Origin of the sequence: Paenibacillus agaridevorans, from assembly GCF_003112455.1 — a bacterium.
In the GTDB taxonomy this organism is placed as follows: domain Bacteria; phylum Bacillota; class Bacilli; order Paenibacillales; family Paenibacillaceae; genus Pristimantibacillus; species Pristimantibacillus agaridevorans.
The window spans coordinates 26,955-47,973 of record NZ_BDQX01000069.1 but is presented as its reverse complement, the minus strand read 5'-3'; the positions used below and the strand labels follow the sequence as shown (position 1 = coordinate 47,973).

At 54.2% G+C, this 21,019-nt stretch carries 14 protein-coding genes; all 14 read right to left on the bottom strand.

Annotated elements, in window-relative coordinates; genetic code table 11:
- On the bottom strand, window positions 1-793 hold a 793-nt coding region (locus PAT3040_RS38485), incomplete at its 3' end, for a DUF5060 domain-containing protein (RefSeq protein ID WP_258234890.1).
- Between the two features lie 30 nt (window positions 794-823).
- The gene (locus PAT3040_RS07610) at window positions 824-1,777 is read right to left on the bottom strand and encodes a carbohydrate ABC transporter permease (protein ID WP_108992127.1); all 954 of its coding nucleotides are present in this window, start codon (window positions 1,775-1,777) and stop codon (window positions 824-826) included.
- Between the two features lie 12 nt (window positions 1,778-1,789).
- Complete coding sequence (locus PAT3040_RS07605; RefSeq protein WP_108992126.1) at window positions 1,790-2,656, bottom strand: carbohydrate ABC transporter permease; 867 nt, start codon at window positions 2,654-2,656, stop codon at window positions 1,790-1,792.
- Window positions 2,653-4,926: a DUF5696 domain-containing protein gene (locus tag PAT3040_RS07600; RefSeq protein ID WP_108992125.1), complete on the bottom strand. Its 2,274-nt coding sequence runs from the start codon at window positions 4,924-4,926 to the stop codon at window positions 2,653-2,655. Before PAT3040_RS07600 ends, PAT3040_RS07605 begins: the two co-directional genes overlap by 4 nt.
- Complete coding sequence (locus tag PAT3040_RS07595) at window positions 4,923-7,070, bottom strand: YIP1 family protein (protein ID WP_108992124.1); 2,148 nt, start codon at window positions 7,068-7,070, stop codon at window positions 4,923-4,925. Before PAT3040_RS07595 ends, PAT3040_RS07600 begins: the two co-directional genes overlap by 4 nt.
- A gap of 19 nt (window positions 7,071-7,089) precedes the next feature.
- On the bottom strand, window positions 7,090-7,986 hold the full coding sequence (locus PAT3040_RS07590) for a carbohydrate ABC transporter permease (protein ID WP_108992123.1): 897 nt from the start codon (window positions 7,984-7,986) through the stop codon (window positions 7,090-7,092).
- Between the two features lie 2 nt (window positions 7,987-7,988).
- On the bottom strand, window positions 7,989-8,972 hold the full coding sequence (locus tag PAT3040_RS07585) for a carbohydrate ABC transporter permease (RefSeq protein WP_108992122.1): 984 nt from the start codon (window positions 8,970-8,972) through the stop codon (window positions 7,989-7,991).
- Window positions 8,959-11,964: an extracellular solute-binding protein gene (locus tag PAT3040_RS07580; RefSeq protein ID WP_108992121.1), complete on the bottom strand. Its 3,006-nt coding sequence runs from the start codon at window positions 11,962-11,964 to the stop codon at window positions 8,959-8,961. The genes PAT3040_RS07585 and PAT3040_RS07580 overlap by 14 nt, the downstream gene beginning before the upstream one ends.
- A 23-nt stretch (window positions 11,965-11,987) precedes the next feature.
- On the bottom strand, window positions 11,988-13,112 hold the full coding sequence (locus PAT3040_RS07575; protein ID WP_108992120.1) for an ABC transporter ATP-binding protein: 1,125 nt from the start codon (window positions 13,110-13,112) through the stop codon (window positions 11,988-11,990).
- A 58-nt stretch (window positions 13,113-13,170) separates the two neighbouring features.
- Window positions 13,171-14,640, bottom strand: a complete 1,470-nt coding sequence (locus PAT3040_RS07570) for a DUF5605 domain-containing protein (RefSeq protein WP_108992142.1) — start codon at window positions 14,638-14,640, stop codon at window positions 13,171-13,173.
- 263 nt (window positions 14,641-14,903) lie between these two features.
- Window positions 14,904-15,785 carry an AraC family transcriptional regulator gene (locus PAT3040_RS07565; RefSeq protein WP_108992119.1) on the bottom strand — a complete coding sequence of 294 codons (882 nt, stop codon included), beginning with the start codon at window positions 15,783-15,785 and terminating at the stop codon, window positions 14,904-14,906.
- A gap of 135 nt (window positions 15,786-15,920) precedes the next feature.
- Window positions 15,921-17,009 carry a sialidase family protein gene (locus PAT3040_RS07560; RefSeq protein ID WP_108992118.1) on the bottom strand — a complete coding sequence of 363 codons (1,089 nt, stop codon included), beginning with the start codon at window positions 17,007-17,009 and terminating at the stop codon, window positions 15,921-15,923.
- A 17-nt stretch (window positions 17,010-17,026) separates the two neighbouring features.
- Complete coding sequence (locus PAT3040_RS07555; RefSeq protein WP_258234888.1) at window positions 17,027-19,198, bottom strand: MGH1-like glycoside hydrolase domain-containing protein; 2,172 nt, start codon at window positions 19,196-19,198, stop codon at window positions 17,027-17,029.
- A gap of 241 nt (window positions 19,199-19,439) precedes the next feature.
- On the bottom strand, window positions 19,440-20,798 hold the full coding sequence (locus PAT3040_RS07550) for an extracellular solute-binding protein (RefSeq protein ID WP_108992116.1): 1,359 nt from the start codon (window positions 20,796-20,798) through the stop codon (window positions 19,440-19,442).
- Window positions 20,799-21,019 lie beyond the last annotated feature (221 nt).

Sequence of the window (21,019 nt, the reverse complement as noted above, 5' to 3'; positions counted from 1 at the left end):
CGTACTGCACCAGCCGGTCCCAATCCTCGATCGTCTTCATCTTATTGAAATCGTATTCGTTCGACAGCGACCACCAGACATTGCGGTATGCGCCAAGACGGGCGATGACGTATCGCAGATAGTAGAAGTCCTGTTCGCGCGACATGCTGTTGAAGCCCCAGCCGCCTTGCTTGTCGTAGGGATGGAACAGAATCAGGTCGGCTTCCACTCCGAGCTTCATCAAGTCGCCGATCCGCTCCTCCAGATGAGCGAAGAACGCCGGATTGAATCGGGTCGTATCCGCATCCTCCGGGCATGTCCCCGCGAAGGCGACCATTTCCGGACGCATATCCCTCGTAGGAAGCAGGCACATCCGGACCTTATTGAACGGAGACTGCCCGAGCTCCTCCAGCGTTTGCAGCTCATGCTCTTTGCTCCCCGTATGCGTCCAGTGATAACAGGTCGTGCCGAACGGCATGTATGGCGTGCCGTCCTCGAATGCGAACAAATAACCGTTCTTGACTCTTACAGGCCCGTGATTGCCTTCCAGCGGCGATGTGCAGAGGAAGGTTCCCGTCGCGCCGTCCAGCTCAGGCGTAGCGCTCTTCGTGACATATCGCCACATCCCTTCCCGATCCGGCATGAACCGGACCCGATAGATGCCGTCCCCGTCATAGAATCCTTCCACCTCGACCCGATCGTTACGGTATTGGAAGGTCGCCGACACCGTGACCTCCTCGAACGGATTGCCTGCCGAGGGACCGGGTAAAGCAACCTCGAATATTCCCCAGCGTTCCACTTCTTGCATTCCCATTAGCGTATTAGCACTCCCATCCATTTGTTGTTATTCCACAAGGCCGGTCCGCTCGACGCCTTCGGTAAACCAGCGCTGCGTAAAGAGGTACAGCAACAGCGGCGGCATGACCGCGAGAAACGACTTCGCCATATCGAGCGACTGGGCGAACAACTGACCTTCCTCCGTCGAGATGTCTGCCGTCGCCTTCACCAGCGCGATGGAGAGCGGAACGTCCTGCATTTTGAACAGGAACATCATCGGAAAATAGCTGTCGTTCCAGCTCCAGACGAATGAGAACAGGAATACGACGACAATCGCCGGCGTTGCGATCGGTAGCATGACCTTGAAGAAGACTCTGTACAGACTTGCGCCGTCGATCTTCGCAGCTTCCTCCAGCTCCTTCGGCAGAATGGAGAAAAATTGACGGTAAATGATGACGTAAAGCGCGCCCTTCAGGCCGTGCCCGAACAAAGCAGGGATTAGCATCGGGAAGTACGTATCGATCCAGCCGACCTCCCGGTACATAATAATCAGCGGCAGCACCGTGACCTGCGGCGGGATGACGAAGGCGAAGATCAAGCACATGAACCAGAAGCGCTTGAACGGAAACTTTACCCTGGCGAACGCGTATCCGGCCATCGCGCAGGAGACGAGCTGAAAGAGCGTCGCCCCGATCGACAGTCCGAAGCTGATGCCGAACGAAGTCGGGTAGTTCAGCAGTCTCCACGCTTCTTTCAGATGCCCCCAATAAATCTCCTTCGGTATCCAGTTCACGGTTGGATCGAGCAAATCGCCAATGCCTTTCACCATGGTGGATACCATATATAAAATAGGATTGAGATACAGATAAGCCGTTTCAATCAGCACAATGTAAATAAATACGCGAAACAGCAATCCCTTATCGGCTTCCCGCCCGAGCAGCAGCAATCGAAGACGATCAAGCACTCCAACCTGGCTGAACCGCTGCTGCCGCTGCCTTAGGACGTTCCATACTTTCTCCATCCTTCTCTCCTCCTACCTCGTTTGCGTCGTGTTGCGGACCGCTCTTCCTAGCAGCAGCACCACCAGTCCTAAGAAAAGCAGGATGATGATGAAATAGACCCAGATCAATGCGCTGGTCGGACCGTATTGCGTTGGATTGACGCTCGCAATGACGGGATTGCCGGGGAAAGTAAACAAATCCACGATGGTATAAATCGTATTCAGCAGGACGAATGGCATCATGCCCGGCAGGGTGATTTTCCAGAACATCTCCCATGGATTCGCGCCGTCGATGCGCGCCGCCTCGTAAACGGATGCCGAAATCGTCTGGCGGCCCGCAAGGAACAGAAGAATCTGCACGCCGGAATACCACAAGATAAGGACGAACGAGTTCAAGACGCTTACGATCGGCGTCGCCCAGGAGCCTGGCAAATATTGCGTGAGTGTCGTCGAAATGGAGAACTGCTCCAAGAATCCGAGCTGCCCCCTCCCTTGACTCAAGAAGCGATCAATGATATTGCCGGAGGAGAAAATAACCGGCAGGAAGAATACCGCCCTGAACAGGCCCCTTCCCAGAAACTTCTGATTCAGCATGATCGAAATCATAAATGAGAAGATGACGATGATCGGAATCATGAACAGAATCTGCCTCAGAAACGGTAGCAGCTGATCGTAGAAGACGCCGCCGTCCTCGAACAAAAGATTATAGTAATACTTGATGCCTACATATTCATGCAGGATGCCCGTCCCGGTAATGCGAACGTTATGAAAGCTCATATAGAGCGAATAGAAGAGAGGGAAGGATACGAACAAGAGAAACCCGATAATCCAAGGTAAAATAAGGAAGATGCCCTCGTATCGTTGCGACAATCGGTTTTTTAATCGGATCAATCCGTTCACTCCGCCTCTCCCCCTTTCACCACGACAAAATCTTGCGCTGGAATCTTTATTCCCAAGACCGTTACGTCGGTATCGTTGTAGTTCACGATAATTTTCTTCCCGCCCGAGTAAACGGATTCCTTCACCTTGGGAGCGATCGTGCGGTTCTGCGTCATGAATTGGCCCTGAACATCGCCGAGCGCTTCGTTAAAGCGCTTGTACTCCTCGATGATCGCGGCTTCCCAATCGTCGTAATTCAAGCTGTAGTGCCAGATCGTGTACGCCCGTTTCATCTTCTCCGTCTCTGCTTTCATAACGCCGAATGTCGGCGCCGCTCCGTATTCGATGCTCCGCAGGAAATCTTTGCGGTATTCGTCCCTCGCATTGCCCCAGTTCATCGTATACGGCACCAGGCCGTGCAGCGACATTTGGGCGAAAGGAACCGCTTCGTCGAAGAACAGGTCGTACGAATAATCGCCGGCCAGCTGCCTTACGGCATTCGTGCTCTGCAGCGAATAAGCATTGCCGCCCGCGACCGTTACCGATGAAAGCTTCGATTGCACGGCGTTCAGCAGCTCGCTTTGCAGCGACGCAGCCTCTTCCCTGCTGGTGAGGGATCTGCGATTGTAATCGCTGTACAGCATGTAACCGGTTCCCGTCAGATGAAGCCCGTCTATGCCAAGCGACGCGAATCGTTTCAAAGCGTCTTCCATCTTGTTCAACGTCACCTTCGGACTGACGATCGCAACCTCGTCGTTCGATTGCCGGCGCGGGAACTTCATGATGGAACCCGCTTGGTCCTGCATCGCCTGCCTCTTCGGATCAAAGTCGTCGCCGTCGGTATTCAGCGTGAAATCCGTCTCCAGAATGACCGTATCGCCCTTCGACTTCGCGTGTTCGGCGAAGCTTCGCATGCCGTCGTTGCCGCCAAGCCGCTTGTCGACCTTCGCGCCGAAGCCGAGCCGGCTCGCCCCTCCGGTCTGCCAGCCTTGATAGGTGACGATCAGCCGGGGAACGCCCTGCGCATGCAGCCGATCGATGATCGACTTCGCTTCGTCCGTCGTCGTGCCGGGAATGAACCGGTTGCTAAGAAACCCCTTCTCCGAATCTCCGCCGATAAGATCGAGGTAAAGCGGCAGCTCCGATTCTCTTGCTTCCAATGGTTTCAGGCCATTTTCCTTCATCAAATGCTCGCGGTATTTCGCGGCCATGCCGGAATAATCGCTTGCCGATTCGGGAAGGACGTAGTAACGGATCTTGCGGTCTCCGCCGAATTTGACTTTGCTGAACGTAATGAAGCCTGCTGTCTTGTCGTACGTCGTCGGCTGGAAGTATTGAAGCCGGTAATTATGCTCTACGGTAGCCCAGGCATACTGGCTGTACACCCCTGCGGGCGAAGCGAACATATATCCGTATTCCTCGCCTTCGTCCGCAACGGCCAGAAAGCCGCCGCTTCCCGATTTAATGCCATAGATCGGCATCGTAATCGGCCTCCGGTTCGTGTAGACCGAGTTGAACGCGTAGTCCGTGCCGTAGATCGGTTCGCGGTACACGCTGCGGTCGTTCGAAATATTTTCCTTAATTCGGTAGACGGCGCCCGAGCCGTCAGGCAGGAGCATGTACTCCTCTTCTTGCCCGCTTGGTTGCATGGCACCCAGAAACGGATAAACCTTTAAATTGATCAACGATTCTTTGCCTTCGACGATCTCCGAGTCGATGACCTTCGTTTCCACATAATCGTTTTTAATGCGGACCTCGACCGGAATCGCCATCTGAATGGAAGGCATCGCATAGGTGACGGCGAAGCCGTCCTCCAGCTGCTTCCAGCTCATGATGCCGCCGTTCAGCGACAGAAGACTTCCCACCTTCACTTCCGTCTTGCGCTCGCTCGTGGCCGTCTCCAGCATGATCGGCGACAGGAGATGGCTCCGCCAAGTTCCGGAAATCGTCTCCCGCGGCCAGTCCTCCGGATTCGGATAAGAGCGCAGCTCGTGCCCGTCCCGTCTGTCGCGAACTTTGAAATGACCGGTGTTCTTATCCGCCAATAACACAAGCGTCTCGCTTTCGGCTACTTGCACGAAATCGGCTTCGTTCGGCAGTTCCCCCTTCGTGCTGACGGCCGGCTTGATGCCTTCGGGAATGACCGCCTCCCGAACCTGCTCCGTCCGTTCCTCATTCGAGCTCGCGGAATGGGTCCACAAGTAAATGCCGACCGACGCTAACGCCGCAGCCAACGCCGCCACAGGAAGCAGCTTGCGCAGCTTGATGTAAGATTTGCTTGCTTCCGTCAACGCGCCGACACCTCCTGTAAGATCGAATAGATGAAGCTGCGCAGCTCGGTGCTAAGACCGAACAGAATAAAGATCAGCACGCCGATAATAATCATCGTTCCGGCCGTATACAACAAATTGATCACGGTCTCGCCTACCGTGTAATTTTGAAGCGATTGCACTTTCCACACGAGCAGAAGGAAGATCCAAACCATCATGCCTGTGTGAAGAAAATTGTAAATCGATTCTTCGCTAAGCGACATGCCATTAGAGATCAGCGTAAGCGGCAGGCCGACGACGATAAACGGCGTAAGCGCGTAAGCGCTGCCGACGAACACGTCCTTGAAACGTCCCTCTCCCCGCATAATGCTGCTGACCAAATAATTGGATACGACCCATCCGATCCATACCAGGAAAAATTGGAGAAATACAGTAAGTCCGCTGAGCGGCATGATCGCTTCCATATTAAAGGTGAAGCTTGTATGCGTTCGAGACACCGCATAGGAAGTATACGCAAGCGCCAGGATAATCAACGCGCTCGAATAGCTGCCCTTGTTCTCGTAGCGGAGCGCGGAGAAGCCGTCGATCGGATGTCTCAGCACGTAGAGCGAATGTTTCATCTGGCCCAGGAAACGCGAGCGCAACCGGATCCGGATCGGCGAATTCAGTAGAACGGGATAACGTTTTGCAGCCATTCTATAACCGACGTACAAGGCGACCGCCGCCATGATCAAGTTCATGAACAAACCGAATTTGTCCTGGAACCACTGCAAGCGGATTTGCCAGTACGCGTTCGAGTAACCCTCTTGAATACCTGCGTCGCGAAACAGTTTTTGCGATTCCGCGTAATCCCCGCGTGCGTAGGCGGACTGCGCGAGCCCGACCATCGCAGGCGTATAATACGCGTTAAGATGGTGCACTTCGCGCCAAAGCGGCTCGGCTTCCTTGTACCTGCCGTCGACGGTAAGGTTGTTCGCCTTGTAGACGAGCGCTCCGAACTCGGTTTGGCGATACGTCTGGATCAAATTCGCATTATCGTCTAGAATGAACAGTTCATTTTTCGAGTTGATGTCGATAGCCGACGGGCTCTTGACGATGCCGAGCTGCGTCGTGTTCGGACTTGCGTCGCCGGACCAGAAGAACAGCAGGTTGCCGAACGCATCGTATTGGCTGATCATCTTCGAATCTCCGTCGACAACGGAGAAGTTGCCGCTGGCGTCGATGGCAATATCCTTCAGATTCACCGTCTGTCCGATCTGGCGGAACCGGTATTCGCCGAACTTCTTGTTGCCGTCCCCTAAGGTGCTGCTGGAGCCGAGGAAATACTTCCCGGCATTGTTCAGCTTCTTCACTTGGTCTTCGGTCAAACTTTCGCCGAATGAAACCGTGTACGTAAACCCTCGCTCGTCGATGTTCACGTTGTTAATGGCCGGAGGCAGCTTGCTGAGCTGCTTCTCGTACATCGCTTTCGAATAGACCATTCGTTTGATCGAGTCCAAGACGCTGAAAGGCACTTTATTGGCCGCGAAGAAGCGGACAAAGCCGCCCTCGGGATCGAGCTGCATCAGCCCGTTATAGCTGCCGAGCGATACGATATACAGGAATCCGCGTTTATCGACCGCGACCTTGATCGGCTCGAAGCGGTAATCCGCCGGAATAAACCTTGATTCCGGAAGCTTATATTCCTTCAGCAGCTTCCCCTGCTGGTCGAGCATCACGACCCTGGCGTTGCCCGTATCCGCGACGTAGATTTGGCCTTTCTCATCGACGTGCAGCCCCTGCGGATTGGACAGCGGCGTACCTTCAAGCGCCGGCAGCACGCGGTCGAATTCGCCGTTCGGATGAAACACGACGACCCGATTGTTCCCCGAATCGGCTACATAGATCCGGTCCTGGGCGTCGATGAACAGATCTCGAGGCTGCATAAGCGGCGACTGCACTTGTTTGGCGGGATCATTGGGATCGGGGACGAATATATCCCTGCCAAGCACCTGCTCCGGCGCAAAAGCGGCTTGCGTCCAGACAAGCGATCCTGTGGCGGCCGATCTGTAATTCGTTGAATAAGGATAATCGGCGGATACTGCCGCCGGAAAGACGACCCATACGAGGCACACGGCCAGCAAGCCCCGCAGGAGACGGTTCATTTTGGATTGTGCCGGCTTCATAATTTCTCCTCCCGCGGTTTCATTTAATGCCGGAATGGGCCATTGTCGCAATGACCTTGCTCTGGAATACAAGAAAAATAATAAGGTTCGGAATGAACATAAACAGCGCTGCGGCTGCGGCCGCACCCTGCCTTGCCACGTTGTTCGCCATGTTCGAGGTCAGAGATGAAATAAAGAACGGGAATGTCTTCATCTGCTCGTCCTGCATGAACAAATTCGAGGTTTCGACGTTGCCCCACGCGGTCTGGAACGAGATGATGCCAATGGTTGCGACCGCTGGAAGGATGACGGGAACGACGATCCGAAGGAACACCGTAAATTCTCTGGCGCCGTCCAGCCGAGCCGATTCCAGCAGCTCGTTCGGAATTTGATCGATGAACTGCTTCATTAAGAAGACGCCGACAGGTACGGCTACCATGGGCAAGATGTGGCCCCAGTACGTATTCATGATCCCCAAGTTGCTGACGACGAGATAACGAGGGATCGTAACCGTCTCCGGCGCGAACAGCAGCGTCAGCATTATCGTTGCGAACACCAGCTTATATCCGGGAAACTTATGCTTCGAAAGCGGGTAGGCGCATAATGCGCTTACGCCCGTCACCGTGATGACGCTCAACACCGCTACGGTCAAACTGTTGAAGATGTAACGCGTGACCGGAATAACGGAATCCGAGGTAATATTGAACAGCTCGACGAAATTTTGCAAGGATGGGGAGCGAGCCCAAATCGTCGGCGGATAAATGAACAATTCTTCGTACGGCTTTAACGCGTGATTGAAAATATAAACCAGCGGCAGGAGCATAAACGCGCTGAATAGGACGAGCAGTACGACGACAGCCTTCTCGAAGCGGCTCATCCGGTGCAGCCTGGACTGTCTCTTGAAACGAAATGGCTTGCGCAGCAGCGGCATTGCCATCTTTATTCATCTCCCTTCGAACCGAACAGACCCCAGCAAAACTTATTGGATAAATACATGAGCAGCAGCAGGAATACGGACAAAGCGGAAGCATAGCCCAGCTCGAAACGAATAAATCCGTAATCATCGATCTGGTTCATAATGAGATGACCGGAATATTGCGGCGTAGGGTTCATCCCCGACAGCTCCGTGCCGATGCTGCCCGCCTTAAAGGTTCCGACGATGGCCATGACCGCTCCGAACAGCATCTGAGGTTTCATGGACGGAATCGTAATGTACCAGATTTCCTCCAGCCTGGATTTGATGCCGTCGAGCCTCCCCGCTTCGTACAGCTCGGGATTGACGTTCAAGATGCCCGCCATCATCGCCAGAAATCCGATTCCCATGCTGGACCAAAGCGTAACGACGATCATGGACGACATCAGATGTTCCTTGCTCGTCACCCATAACACGGGGTCGCTGATGAATCCCCATTCGAGCAGAAAGCTATTCAAGTAGCCGATCCGGTCGCCGCTCAGCATCGGCAGCCAGACGATGGTCATCGCGATTCCCCCCATCAGCGACGGGGAATACATCGCGAGCGCAAACCATTTGCGCAAGGTTGCGGGAAGAATCGTGATCAGCCAGGCCAGCAGGAAGGCGGCAATGTAGCCGCACGGTCCTGCGATGATCGCGAATTTGAACGTATTCGGCAGCGCGTATTTCAGAAACAGCAGATCCTCCGAAATCATATAGCGGAAATTGGCCCAGCCGACAAAGCGAGGCGGCTCGAGCGAGTTATAGGTCATAAAGCTGAGCAGAAACGCGCTTGCGACCGGAATTAATATAAATAGGACAAAACAGACCATAAACGGCGCAATGAACAGGTACGACAAGCGGAACCGCCAAATTTCCCTCAGCAGCTCGGACGCCTTTCCCTTCGTGCGGAGCGCTGCTTCTCCGGTTGCGGAAGGTTTTTTCAAAGCCTGCGCATTAATCTCTGACATATGGGTCCACCCCTTCCCATGGCTGGTTGACCTCGGGCAATTCAAGCGGCCGAAGGACTTGGCCCTTGCTGTCGATAATGCCGAATTCCTGCATTTTTCTTCGCATTTCCCGTTCGATCTCCAAGGTCGTCGTCTCGAGCGAGCTGCGGTAATTGATACCGTCGACGACGCTCCGGTTCCAGGCGTTCTGCAGCTCCCTCTCCAGGAAGTAGCTGCCCGGCACGTTCGGAATTTCCTTGAACCAGCGCCATTGCTCCAGAATGCCGTTCAGATCCTCCTGCTTCCACGGAAGGTGTACGAACGCTTCGATATTCGAGGTGTTCCAACGGAAGGACAGGCCGTTAATCGTCTCCAGATCGGATCCGTATCTCTCCTGTACCTCGGCGGAGGTCCACCACTTGAGAAACTCCCAGCTTTGCTCGGCTTTTTTGGTCTTCTTGAAGATGACGGACGATTGCAGGTTGCCGCCCATCCACCTGGCCACTTCCCCGCCGCTCTGCTTGACGCCCGGAATCGGCGCGATGCCCCAATACCCGTTCAGCTCGGGAGCTGCCACCATCAGTTGGACGTACATGCTAAAGTCCGAGATGCCGATCGGTACGGTGCCGCTTCGGAATGACTGGTAAAAGCTGGCCAGCTGTTGGTCTACGGCGTATACGTTATACAGGTCGGTCCATTCCTTGAAGGCTTTGTATCCCGCATCCGTACTCAGAGCCGTCTGCAGGCCGTTCTTGGTGAAATAATCGGCTCCGTTCTGGAAGAAAAACGGCATATGCTGAGTCGGCGCCATATTCAGATTGTTCTGCTGCAAGGTAGGGAGCATCTCATAGACTTCTTCCCAGGTGTCGGGCACCTCGAGTCCAAGCTCCTTCAATATATCTTTGCGGTAATAGAGCATGGAGAAGCTCTGCGTCTCCGGCACCGCGTAATAGCCTTTGTCATAGTAGAACGGGGTCCAGGAGCCCGGCGCAAAACGTTTGTGCACCGTATCGAAATCCTGGAATTGCGTCAGATCGTACAGCCCGTTGCGGATCGCGTAATCGAACGGCAGCGTCTCCGGCAACCCGAGCGCGACGTCCGGCGCGATATCGGCCGCATTCATCAGCACGAGCAAATTCGTATCCGGAAGCAGGTTGACCTTTACCTGGATCCCCGTCTTCGGCGTAAACTGCTCTTCGGCCAGCTGTTGCAGAAGATTGATATAATCGCGTCCGCGAAGAACCCACACGTTCAGCACATCGTCATCCATGCTGCCCAGCCGCTCCTTCGACTGGAACGAAGAAAAGAAATTAACGAAAGTCCCTTCCATCTTCTTGAAGAAACCAGCTTCCATCTTTGGAAATTTCTCGTTCTCCGGCACGATATAAATGCGATCAAGCCCAAGCGGTTGGGTCTTCAGCTGCTGCAGCATCTCGGCGACCTTGCCCTGCATCGTGACGAAACGGTCGGTTTTGTAAGGAATCTGGTTCGGATCCGCCAGCAGGGAGCGGATGTCCTTGATCGTCGTGAACAATCCTTGCGTGACGGCGTCCTTCTTGCCGTTGACCTCGATCAGCTTCTTCTGAACGGCGTCCAGCGTGTCCGCGATTGTACCGAGCTTGTCCGTAAAACCGGGCAGCTCGGTATTAATCTTCCAGGTTCTGTTCGTGTCGCTGGAACCTCCGGTCAGCGCTTTCAGATCGGTCGCAAGCTCCATCAGATCGGTTACGATTTTCTCCAGCTCGGAGATCATCGGCTTGACGGGTGCCCCGGTGGCGCGCATCGAGATCGTGTTGCTTCCTTTCTCCAGATAGAACAGGTACGGCTGCTCCTGCTCGTCCTCGAGCCGGACGCCTTGCCAGCCGGACTCGTACGGGAACCGGTACGCCTTCATTTCGGCGAACGGAATTTTGCCGTTAACCATAATTGTCCGGAATGACGAACGGTTGGAGGAGTAATTTTGTTTGGTTCGCAGTCCGATTTTGTAATAGCCGCTTTCGGGAACGTCGAAGGTCCAGCTGATCTCGCCGTTTCCGGTTGACCAGCGCGAGCCGTCGATCGTGTTGTACGTGATTTTCCCGCGTTTATACGGCGTGCTGCCGATCTCGTTGTCATAGCGAAGCGAGATCGAGGATACGCTTTTCCAATCGCCCTGCTCCGCTTCGATCACGATCGGCTCACCGCTCGTGCCGCCTTCGTTATCGCCGGCATTCTCCCGCATGGCTGTCTCGTAGTCCGGAACCTGTTCCGGTTCCGACAGCTCGATGGAGCCGAGCGCGAACGGCTCGTTGCTGGTGAAGCGGATCGTATGCTTCCCGGGCGTCAAGTACCACAGCAGCGGTTCGACGTAAGCCCCTCCCGAATCCCGGAGCGATGTCGTGATCCAGCCGCTGATATCCTCGGCCATCGGACGGATCTGGTCGCCGTTCGAGTCGAGGGCGGCCGGGAAAGGATCCTTCCAGCGGCGGTCCAGCGAAATAGATCTCGATTCAAGAAACTCATTGTTTCCGTCGATCGAGACGTTCAGCAGGATCGGCCTTCTGCGGTTGCCGTCCGTCACGGGACGGTACGTCATATCGATCTGGTACAGCCCGGCTTGATCGATGGATACATCGTATTCAACCCATTCCTCGTTCGTAAGGCGCCAATCGAGCGCCTCCGCCCGGCCGTCCACGGTACCGACTTGAACGCTGGCGCCTTCCGATGTGCGTGCGAAGCTTGCACCGGACATGCCGACCCTGCCGTCGTGTTCGGAAGGCGCTCCCGCTTGCTTCCATTCCGCCAGCTTATCCAGGAAGTAGGGCTCGCCCGTTTCGTTCGCTGCGGACGTCTGCGATTTCTCTTGCGATTCCTTCTGCGGCTCTTCCGCCGACACGGCTGATGCTTCCTCCGCGGAATTCGTCGACTGCGTTGCCCCGGCGTTCCCCGCTGCACCGACTGTCCAAGGCAGCAGCATCGCGAATACCAACGCAGGTACGATTATTGCACGCCATCTCGTAAGCGCCCTTAACATTCATCTCTCCCCCTTTGCATCCATTATTCGTACATCAAGCTTGCCGTTGTATCCTTATCGAAGTAAAGCGCTTTCGACATGTCCAGCGTAACGGTGATTTTCTCGTCCTCCCTGCAATCAAAGCCCGAAGTTGTACGGACAACAAAGGGCGTGTCCGCTCCGATATCCACATACAGATACATATCCGCTCCCATTAGCTCCGCCACCTTGAGCGTGCCCGTCATCTGGCTGCGCGGATGACGATCGGCCATTTCCGGCTCTGCATGCGCATACTCGCATCTAATGCCGAGCACGACCCTCCGGTTTACTTTGCCGTGCTTCCGCAGCAGCTCCGCATGCGCGTCCGGTATGGCCAGGTAGCTCCTCTGCGTCTGCAACTGCAGCTTGCCACCGTCCGTTTCTACGACCTTCCCATCGATAAAGTTGATCGGCGGCGTCCCGATAAAGCTCGCGACGAACATATTTCTCGGATTGCTGTAGATGAGGCGCGGACTATCGACCTGCTGAATGACGCCATCCTTCATGACGACGATCCGGTTGCCCATCGTCATCGCTTCCACCTGATCATGCGTCACATAAACGGTCGTCACGCCGAGCTGTTTGTGAAGCCGGATGATCTCCGTGCGCATCTGAACTCTCAGCTTGGCATCCAGATTCGACAGCGGCTCGTCCATTAAGAACACGCTCGGCTTCCGGACGATCGCCCGGCCGAGCGCGACGCGCTGGCGCTGACCGCCCGACAATTGTCTCGGCTTCCGATCCAGAAACTGCTCGATCTCCAGCGTGCGCGACGTCGATTTGACCGACAGATCGATCTCATGCTTCGGTTCCTTGCGCAGGCGCAGGCCGAACGCGATATTTTCGTAAATATTCATATTCGGGTACAGGGCGTAATTCTGGAAGACCATCGCAATATCGCGATCCTTCGGCGGCAGATGATTCACCAGCTTGTCCCCGATATACAGCTCGCCGGAAGTAATATCCTCCAGCCCGGCGATCATGCGCAGCGTCGTCGATTTGCCGCAGCCAGACCCTCCGACCATGACGAGAAACTCGCCGTCCTCGATCTCTAGATTAAAATCCTTTACCGCATACTGTTTGTCCTTGCCATATCGTTTCTCAACATGCTTTAGTACAATGCGCCCCATGGCGGCACCTCCGAACAATTGGGTATGAATAGTCCGCTGTCCCAGCAATGTTCAACCTTTATTGCATGCTCCGCCGAATTCGCAGCGCCAGATATGGCCTGCCTGGCAGGCTGATCGCGCAATCGCCGGAGAAGGTCCCTTCGATCGGCTTGATTGTCATGTTCCAAGTGTCGATAACTTCCGCGGTATACGCGGCGTCCTCCGGAAGCTGGATCGGACGAACGATTGGCCGGTGAATGCCGAAGTACAACAAGTAATAGTCGTTCTGAATGCCAAGTGCCGGCACGTCCTTGATCGTGTCGATGACTGTCAAGTTCCGCGGAGCTACCTCTAGCACCTTCCGTAGAAATCCGATTCGCTCGGGACTCGTGCCGTGCAACTCTCCTCCATGCGACCACCAAATGATATCCTCGGGATGCATGTAGGTCTCGCCGTGACCGACGTAAGCGCCGCGAATGGTTCCTTCCCAGAGCCGGTGCGTCATTTCTTCACCCGTAATGTTGCCCCACCGGCGAGGGATATCGCCTTCGTAGCAGCACTCGTCCACGACAACCGGCTTGCCGTATTTGCGGCGAATCGAATCTACCACGGTTAGATCCCAGTGCTGCAGGCTGACATGATCAACCCATGGCTTCGAGTGGTCATAGAGAACGAGCGACTCGGGATCGTACATCTTGGTCCCGTTGTGGATCGAACGGAGATGCCCATAAGGATCGTTTTCCTGCACGATTTGGAATAACCGGTCCCAGTCTTCTTTCCGCTTTTCCCTCATGAAATCGTACTCGTTGGCCAGCGACCACCATACGTTGCGATAAGCAGAGAGGCGCGCGATGACATATCGCAAATAAAATTCATCTCGATCCGGGCTCATCCTATCGAATCCCCAATGTCCCTTGTCGTAAGGGTGAAACAAGATGACATCCGCTTCAATCCCCAGCTCCGCCAATTGCTCGATTCGCCGTTCCATCCCCTGGAAGAATCGCGGCTCGAACCGTTCAAGGTCGAAACCGTCTTCCTTTGAGCCCGGAAAAACAAAGAGCGCCGGTTCAGTGACGTTGAAGGTATACCTTTTGGGAAAGACGCACATGCGTATTTTATTGAAGGGAGAATTCCGCAGCGCTTCAAGCGTCTCCTCCTGCAGCGCCCCGCTCTGGTGCACCCAGGCATAGCAAGTCGTTCCGAACGGAATGTAGGGCGATCCGTCCGCATATTCGAATGAATCCCGCGATGCGACGCGGACGGGTCCGTGATTGCCTGCTTCGGCGTCCGTGCAATCGAACTCTCCGGTTAAGGCATCCAGCGCCGGAACGTTGCTGCTCGTCGAGAATGTCCAAGGTCCGACGGCATCCGGCATAAATCTGATTTTGTAGACGTCGTCCCCGTCGTAGAACCCATTTACCTTCACCATCCGCTCGCCGCTCCGGAATATAGCTTCCAGTTGGACGATGCTGTACGGGTTTTCAAACGGATTCAGGAGTTTGATAGCGGTTTCATATACGCCCCACCGTTCTACTATCTTTTGATTCATTAAACGTTTTCTCTCCTTCCGCAAGGTCAAGCCCGCAAACAGGCCCGCCGGAAGCGAATTTTTCTCATTATACAATGCCAATCTTCCCCTTTTATAGGCGATTCAAGCCGTTTCTATAGGGGGATGCAATCCGGGCATGCGGTTGTTCGACATTCCGGAAATCGGATTGACCCATTCGCAAAGCGGAAACGTTCGAAGCATCTGCGCGGAGCTGCGGCATGGCAAAAAAAAGCGCAATCCCGAGAGGGAATGCGCTTCCATTCTTACATAGAGGCCATTCTAAATGCCAGATCCGGCGTGCTTCGCCGGTATTCTCTTGGCGTAACGCCCGTCTTCTTGCGAAACAGCGAATGGAAGAACTTCATATCCTGATAGCCAACCTGATTGGCGGCCTCCTGAATCGATACTTCGGTCGATTTCAACAGCTCGCAGCAGCGCTGAACCCGGATATTTTGCAAATATTGCATGAACGTGACGCCTGTCGTTTTCTTGAATAACCGTTGAAAGTGGCTTGGGCTCATGAACGACCGCTCCGCTACCTGCTGAACCGTGAGGTTCGTGGCAAAGTGATCGTTAATGTATTGGATGGCGTCATCCATGTTGTTCGTCGGCGTGGATACCATGCTCCCGTCGCACTCATAGCGCTGCAGCATGGCCAGCACCTGGATGAGCTGCCCCATCATCAGAAAATCGTAACGAGGTCCCTTCTTCAAATATTCTCTGAACATCGCGTGCATGATGGACAAAAACTTGTCGAACTTGTCCTGGTATTGAAGCCACTTGGCCGACGGTGACGAGCCGTACAACAAACTGTGCAGCTTGGTCGATTCGCAGATGACGGACTTCAATTGCTCCAGCAGGCAAGTCCGGAAGATGCAGTTGTAGATGACAAGCTGATTGTCTTGGGAAGATGGCCGGAACACATGCGACGTGCCGATCGGTATGACGAACAGATCGCCGCGTTTGATCGGGATCATCTGATCCTCGACATAATGATATCCGCTGCCTTCCTCCACATAGCTGATTTCTATAAAATCATGGGTATGCTGCGATAGACAAAACGCTTCGACTTCGCGATTAATGAATATGTCAAAATCAGGATTAAAAAAAATATCCCCTCTCAATTCGATGATGCGCCAATTCATACGATCACCCCGGTCGAGTGTGTTTGTGATTATACGCTTCGTAAACACTTCATTACCGTTTTATAGTAGCAAAATTTCTCAATTTAAGAAATTGCAAAAAATGTCTATTCCTCTCTATATTTTCATGAACGTTCGTTAAACAGGCGTCCTTCCGTTATCCTTCACCCACTCCTCGGTAAAGCGCACGTATTTGATCGCTTTCCTCAGGTACGAATAAGCGGCGTGGATGCTGCCGTCCTTTGTTTCGATAATGCTCGGATAAGAATACCCGGTTTGCTTCTCCTTATGCTCGAGATCCGACATCTGGACGTTTTTGACATGGGGCCAAGTCCTGCCGCCATCCTCCGAGATCGCGACGGTCAGCGGCGTCCGCAGCGTCTTTTTGCGCCATTCGCCATTCCTCTCGATCCAGCGGTATTGATCTCTCTCCAACGTAGAATCGTTATAGATAATCGCCAAATGCCCGTTCGAAAGCTTCGTCAATTGAATCGAGGAATTGTTGTTCGGCAACGACGTTTTCGCAGGCTCGCTCCACGTTTTCCCGAAATCCATGGAGACGCTTTCGTAGATGCGGTCGGCATGGCGGCTGCGGAAGACGGCGAACAACGTGCCGCCGTCGAGCTCCACAACGCTCATTTGAACACGATGAAGACTGCCTTGCACCTCGTATTCCGACCATGTCTCTCCTTGGTCGGCCGATATAAGCACCACGCTGTAATGTCCGCCGGGCTTGCAGTAATAACAAGGCAGCAGCCATTCTCCGTTGCTCATCGCGAGAATCGGCTGACGGAGGAACATGCCGGGGCCTTCATGCAGGACAAACGGCTCCCCCCATGTATATCCTCGATCATCCGAGATGCGGCCGACGATTTTGGAGGTCTGTTGGTTGTGCGGCTCATTCGATGTATGCAGAAGCCACACTTTGTTGTCCGGCGCCTGGAAGACGAGCGGATTTTGCTCCGAGCGCTCCGGATCGGCCGCTACCTCGATCGGCTCCTCCCACCGTTCGCCGCCTGCGGGAAGCCTAGACAGCAGCACGTTTGTATCCGGATTTCCCTCGCCGCTTCCGGAGAACCAGACGCAAAGCAAATCTCCATTGTCCAGCGCAAGCAAATTCGCCGAATGGCTATCGGGCTCGTAACGGATAGGCAGCAAGGCCTCCGTCAGCTGCGGATCCTGCTCCGATTGACTCAATATCCCGTTGTACCGTTCCGTTAATTGCATGAGTTATCCCTCTTTCGTCATTGATTCGTCGGCAACGCCGCCGCCGCCAAGCTAGCCGAAGCATAGACCGGTCGACCGTTCAGATACAGCTTGTAGCCTGCTTCGATTCCGTCCGGATACCTGCCGAGGCCCGGCTTTCCGTAAGTGATCCGAATGTCTTGTCCCGCCGCCTTCACATGGTCAAGCTCGAAATAGTCGAGACCGATATCGAGCGGTTCGAGACGGAGGCCGTCGTCTTCGACGGAGAGGCCCGCCACGTGGCTGACGATCAGATCGATATAATACGAGTGGTTGTATTCCTGTTCATCGCTTAACGGTTCTCCGGTGTCGCTGTTGTAATGCTCAACCAGTCCCGGTCTGTTCAGATCGCGGTTCTGGAAGTGGAGAAACGAATATTCCTTCAGGCCGCGCGCGAACGCTTCATTATAAGCGTTGCCGCGGCGCTTGCTCTCGCGGGCGAGCGCGTCCAGCGTAATCGCGTTCGTGTACGGCCAAGTCGGCCCGTTCCACATGCAGCCGTTACGGCCTTTAGGAAAAAAGCCGAACCATCCGCCTTCCTTCGAATAGGCGACGCTGTCGGCCGACACCGTCGGATAAGGGCAAGCGGTTGCGAATTGTTTCGGATCGAGCAAGTGCGCAATCAGGCCGTCATGCCTCTCGTCGAGCATCTCCGCCCACGCCGGATAGAAGCCGACTATATTTTTGACTAGCGCCTTCTCGTCCGTCTGGTTATGCAGATCGTAGAAAAACGCCGACGTTTCGTCCCACATCTTCTCCAGCACGTCATTTTTGATTCGCTCCGCAAGCTGCAGATATTTAACCGATTCCGGATCGCCGACCGCTTCGCACAACCGGGCCACGCCGAGCGTGTTCAGATAATGATAGACGGTTCGATCCACCCTCTTCACATGCGTGTACGTATCCGGATCCTTCGGATTGCGGGGATAATCGTGAAAATACCAATAGCTTGGCTGATATTCCTTCCCAGTCCGGGTATGCCGGTATTCCGTCATTAATCCGTCCCGTTCGTTGCCGTACACTTCCCGCCAGCTCGAGATTTGGGCTTTAAGTCCAGGAAGCGCCTCCACAATTGCGTTCTCATCGCGATGGACGAGAAACAAGCGATAAGCCGCCCAGCCGATATAGTTGGCGAAAGAGTGCATCCTCTCGTCCGCCATCAAGCAGCAGTACATGCCGTTTTCCGCCGGCCTTGCCTGCATGTTCCGCAGCGCTCCCAAGCTGGGCGCGGGATCGTGATGCCACCTTGCGTCCGTCAAGTGCAGCGGCACCGATAAATTGATTAGCTTGCTGAACTCCCATCCTCCCTTGGAGAACGGCCGCTTGCCCTTCTTATGGGAACGTCCTTCGTAGAACAGCGGATGCTGCAGCAAGCCGTAACGCGGATCGGCCATGTTGTGCCGGAGCAGGAACCACCTGTACGTCCACGTCTTGTCCAGTACCGGGTCGCTGCTCTTGAAGCGCGGCGCGGCGTCGAACCAGCGCTGGTACTCCGCCTGCTGCACGGATGCCGTCTCCTCAAGGCTTGCGGGCTTTTGGATGAAACGAGTTGCGCGGCTCATTAAAGCTTCGATGCCGTCGAGCGACCGGATGCCGAACGCCGCGGCTACAATGAACGTTATGGTCTCGCCGGGCTGCAAGCTTAATCCGTCGCTAAGCAATTTCGGCTCGCTCGCAACGAGGCAAACGTCGATGTCGAAGCTGTAAAAAGGGATGTCGATACCGCCTTGCAAACCTGCATCGCCGCAGGCTCGAAAACCCGGCGGGACAGCCGCACGAAGCAACTGCTCGCCATCGGACCGGTTCGTCCAGGTCTGGCAGGATACGGCGCAGTCCTCCCAAGTAATAAATTTCGTCTCTATATAGCCGATCCGGTCGTCTGTATAGGCGAGTCGGAGCTGGCTGGGATACCAATCGGCTGAAGCCGTTTCCATTTTGCAGTCAAGGCCGTTAACCGTTATGGTGAACAGGAGCGGAATATTTACTTTGTGAATGAAGTCGAATCGGCCGATAAAGCCCGGTGCGGCTTCCACGTAATCGGCCCATAATCGCGCTCCCGTAGGACCGAGCAGCAGCCCTCCCGGGACGGTGCGCAGCGCCTTTCTCCCCGCCCTCAACTCCTCGTCGATCATGCTGTAGCTCCCCCTTTCGTTCAGATTAATTCGTGCCAAGCCTCCCAAGACAATGTCGGCCGTTTCACCTTATTTACAAGTATATCTGCCAGACATTTTGTGTTCTGCGGGGTGATCGGCAAATTTATAGGGCATTACAACCTGCTTGCCAGATCTCCTTCCTTTTTCCAAATCGAATTCCCCTATGTTTTAGGTGGCCGGGCGCGCCAAGAGGGGGATGGTTGCCCATCCCCCTCTTGACGCGGCTGCCCCAGATGGCGGCCTCAAACGTTCAAGATTATTAATTTTGCGCCAATTGCTCCTGAATCAGCTTATTAGCTAGCTCTTCCGCATTGCGGAGCGCCGTATTGACATCGAGTTTGCCCATCGCGATTTGCCGGACGGCATCCTGGTCCAATGCATTTTCGATGACAAGCTCATCGAATCGCGTAAGCACGCGGGAAGGAGCCGGCTTTCCGTAGAATAACGCTCCGATGTTCTTTTCGCTTGCGAACGGATAGTCGGCGAATGCCGCATCGCGAACCGATTGCGTCGTAAGCGGCGTAATCATGCCTTTCTTGGATATAATCGTCTGATATTCTTCCGAGATCAAAAATTTGAGCACTTGCATGGCAGCATCCTGGTTTTTCGAAAGAGCTGAGATACCTACATAAGTTGCATATGGCTGCGTGTTCACCTCAGGCATATCCTTGAAGGTCGGAACGGCTGCAATGTCCCAGTCCATGGCGAGCGAAGTATCGGCAGACTGCATCCAGCCGGATGTGTAGACATACATGCCGACTAAGAACTCCTTGTTGAAATCCTTGTGCGCGAGCCACTCTTCGCCAGCACGTTTTTGCAAGCCGGGATCCCGAGTGAAGTTGTAGAAAATATTATCGAAGATGAATTTCCATTGGTCGTTGTAGACGGTCGCCTTATTCGTCTCCGGATCGATAAAGCCGGCCGAGTTTTGGGCGACGCGGAGATAGTGCTTCGGCGACATCCACAAACCGATATACTGCTTGCCGCCTTCATTGCGGGTAATCTGCTTGGACAACTCCAGCGCTTCGTCCCAGGTCATGCCGTCCCAAGGATACTTCACGCCGAAACGGTCGAAGATGCCTTTGTTGTAATACATGACGAATTTGTTGTCGGTGATCGGCAGTAAATTTACATTTCCGTCGATTTTGACCGGCTCCAGATAGGCCGGCTCGATCGTGCTAATATCGACGTCATGTTTCTCGAGCAATGGGGTGAGATCAAGCGCCATGTTAGCCGGCACGTAGTCTTCCCTTAACTCGCCGGCCGACGACAGAAACATGTCGATTTGCGTGCCGGATGCGATAATCTGCTCTAATTTCTGCTCGTCCGTCTGGTTGATATAGGTAATGTTGATATTCGGAAATTTTTGCTTGATATATTGGTTGTAACGCTCTTCGAATTGTTCGGGACCCATCAAGCCGAACCAAGTCAGATCGGCTTTCAGATCCGCCGGATTGCCTGTGCCGGCGTTGGTGCCTTCAGGCGTTGCCGACTCGGAAGGCGTGTTGCTCGCGCTCTGTGAGGGCTCTGCATTGTTTCCGGAATTGCTCGCGCAAGCCGACAGGACTGTTAGAATTAAACCTAAGGATACCATCATCGAAATCATTTTCCGCACCATAATAATCATTACCTCCCTTTATATTCAACCACTGTTTTGCATCCCTTATATTGTAAGCGCTATATAATTTGCTATAATAACCCCCCCGTTATCCTCCTATCAAATGAACACCTTTATATGATTCCTGCTGTTGACAACACTTATTATATAGACAAAATCGTTACCAAACTTAGGGGGAAACTGCTTTTCTATAGGGGAATACGATGCACATTTGAACTAGG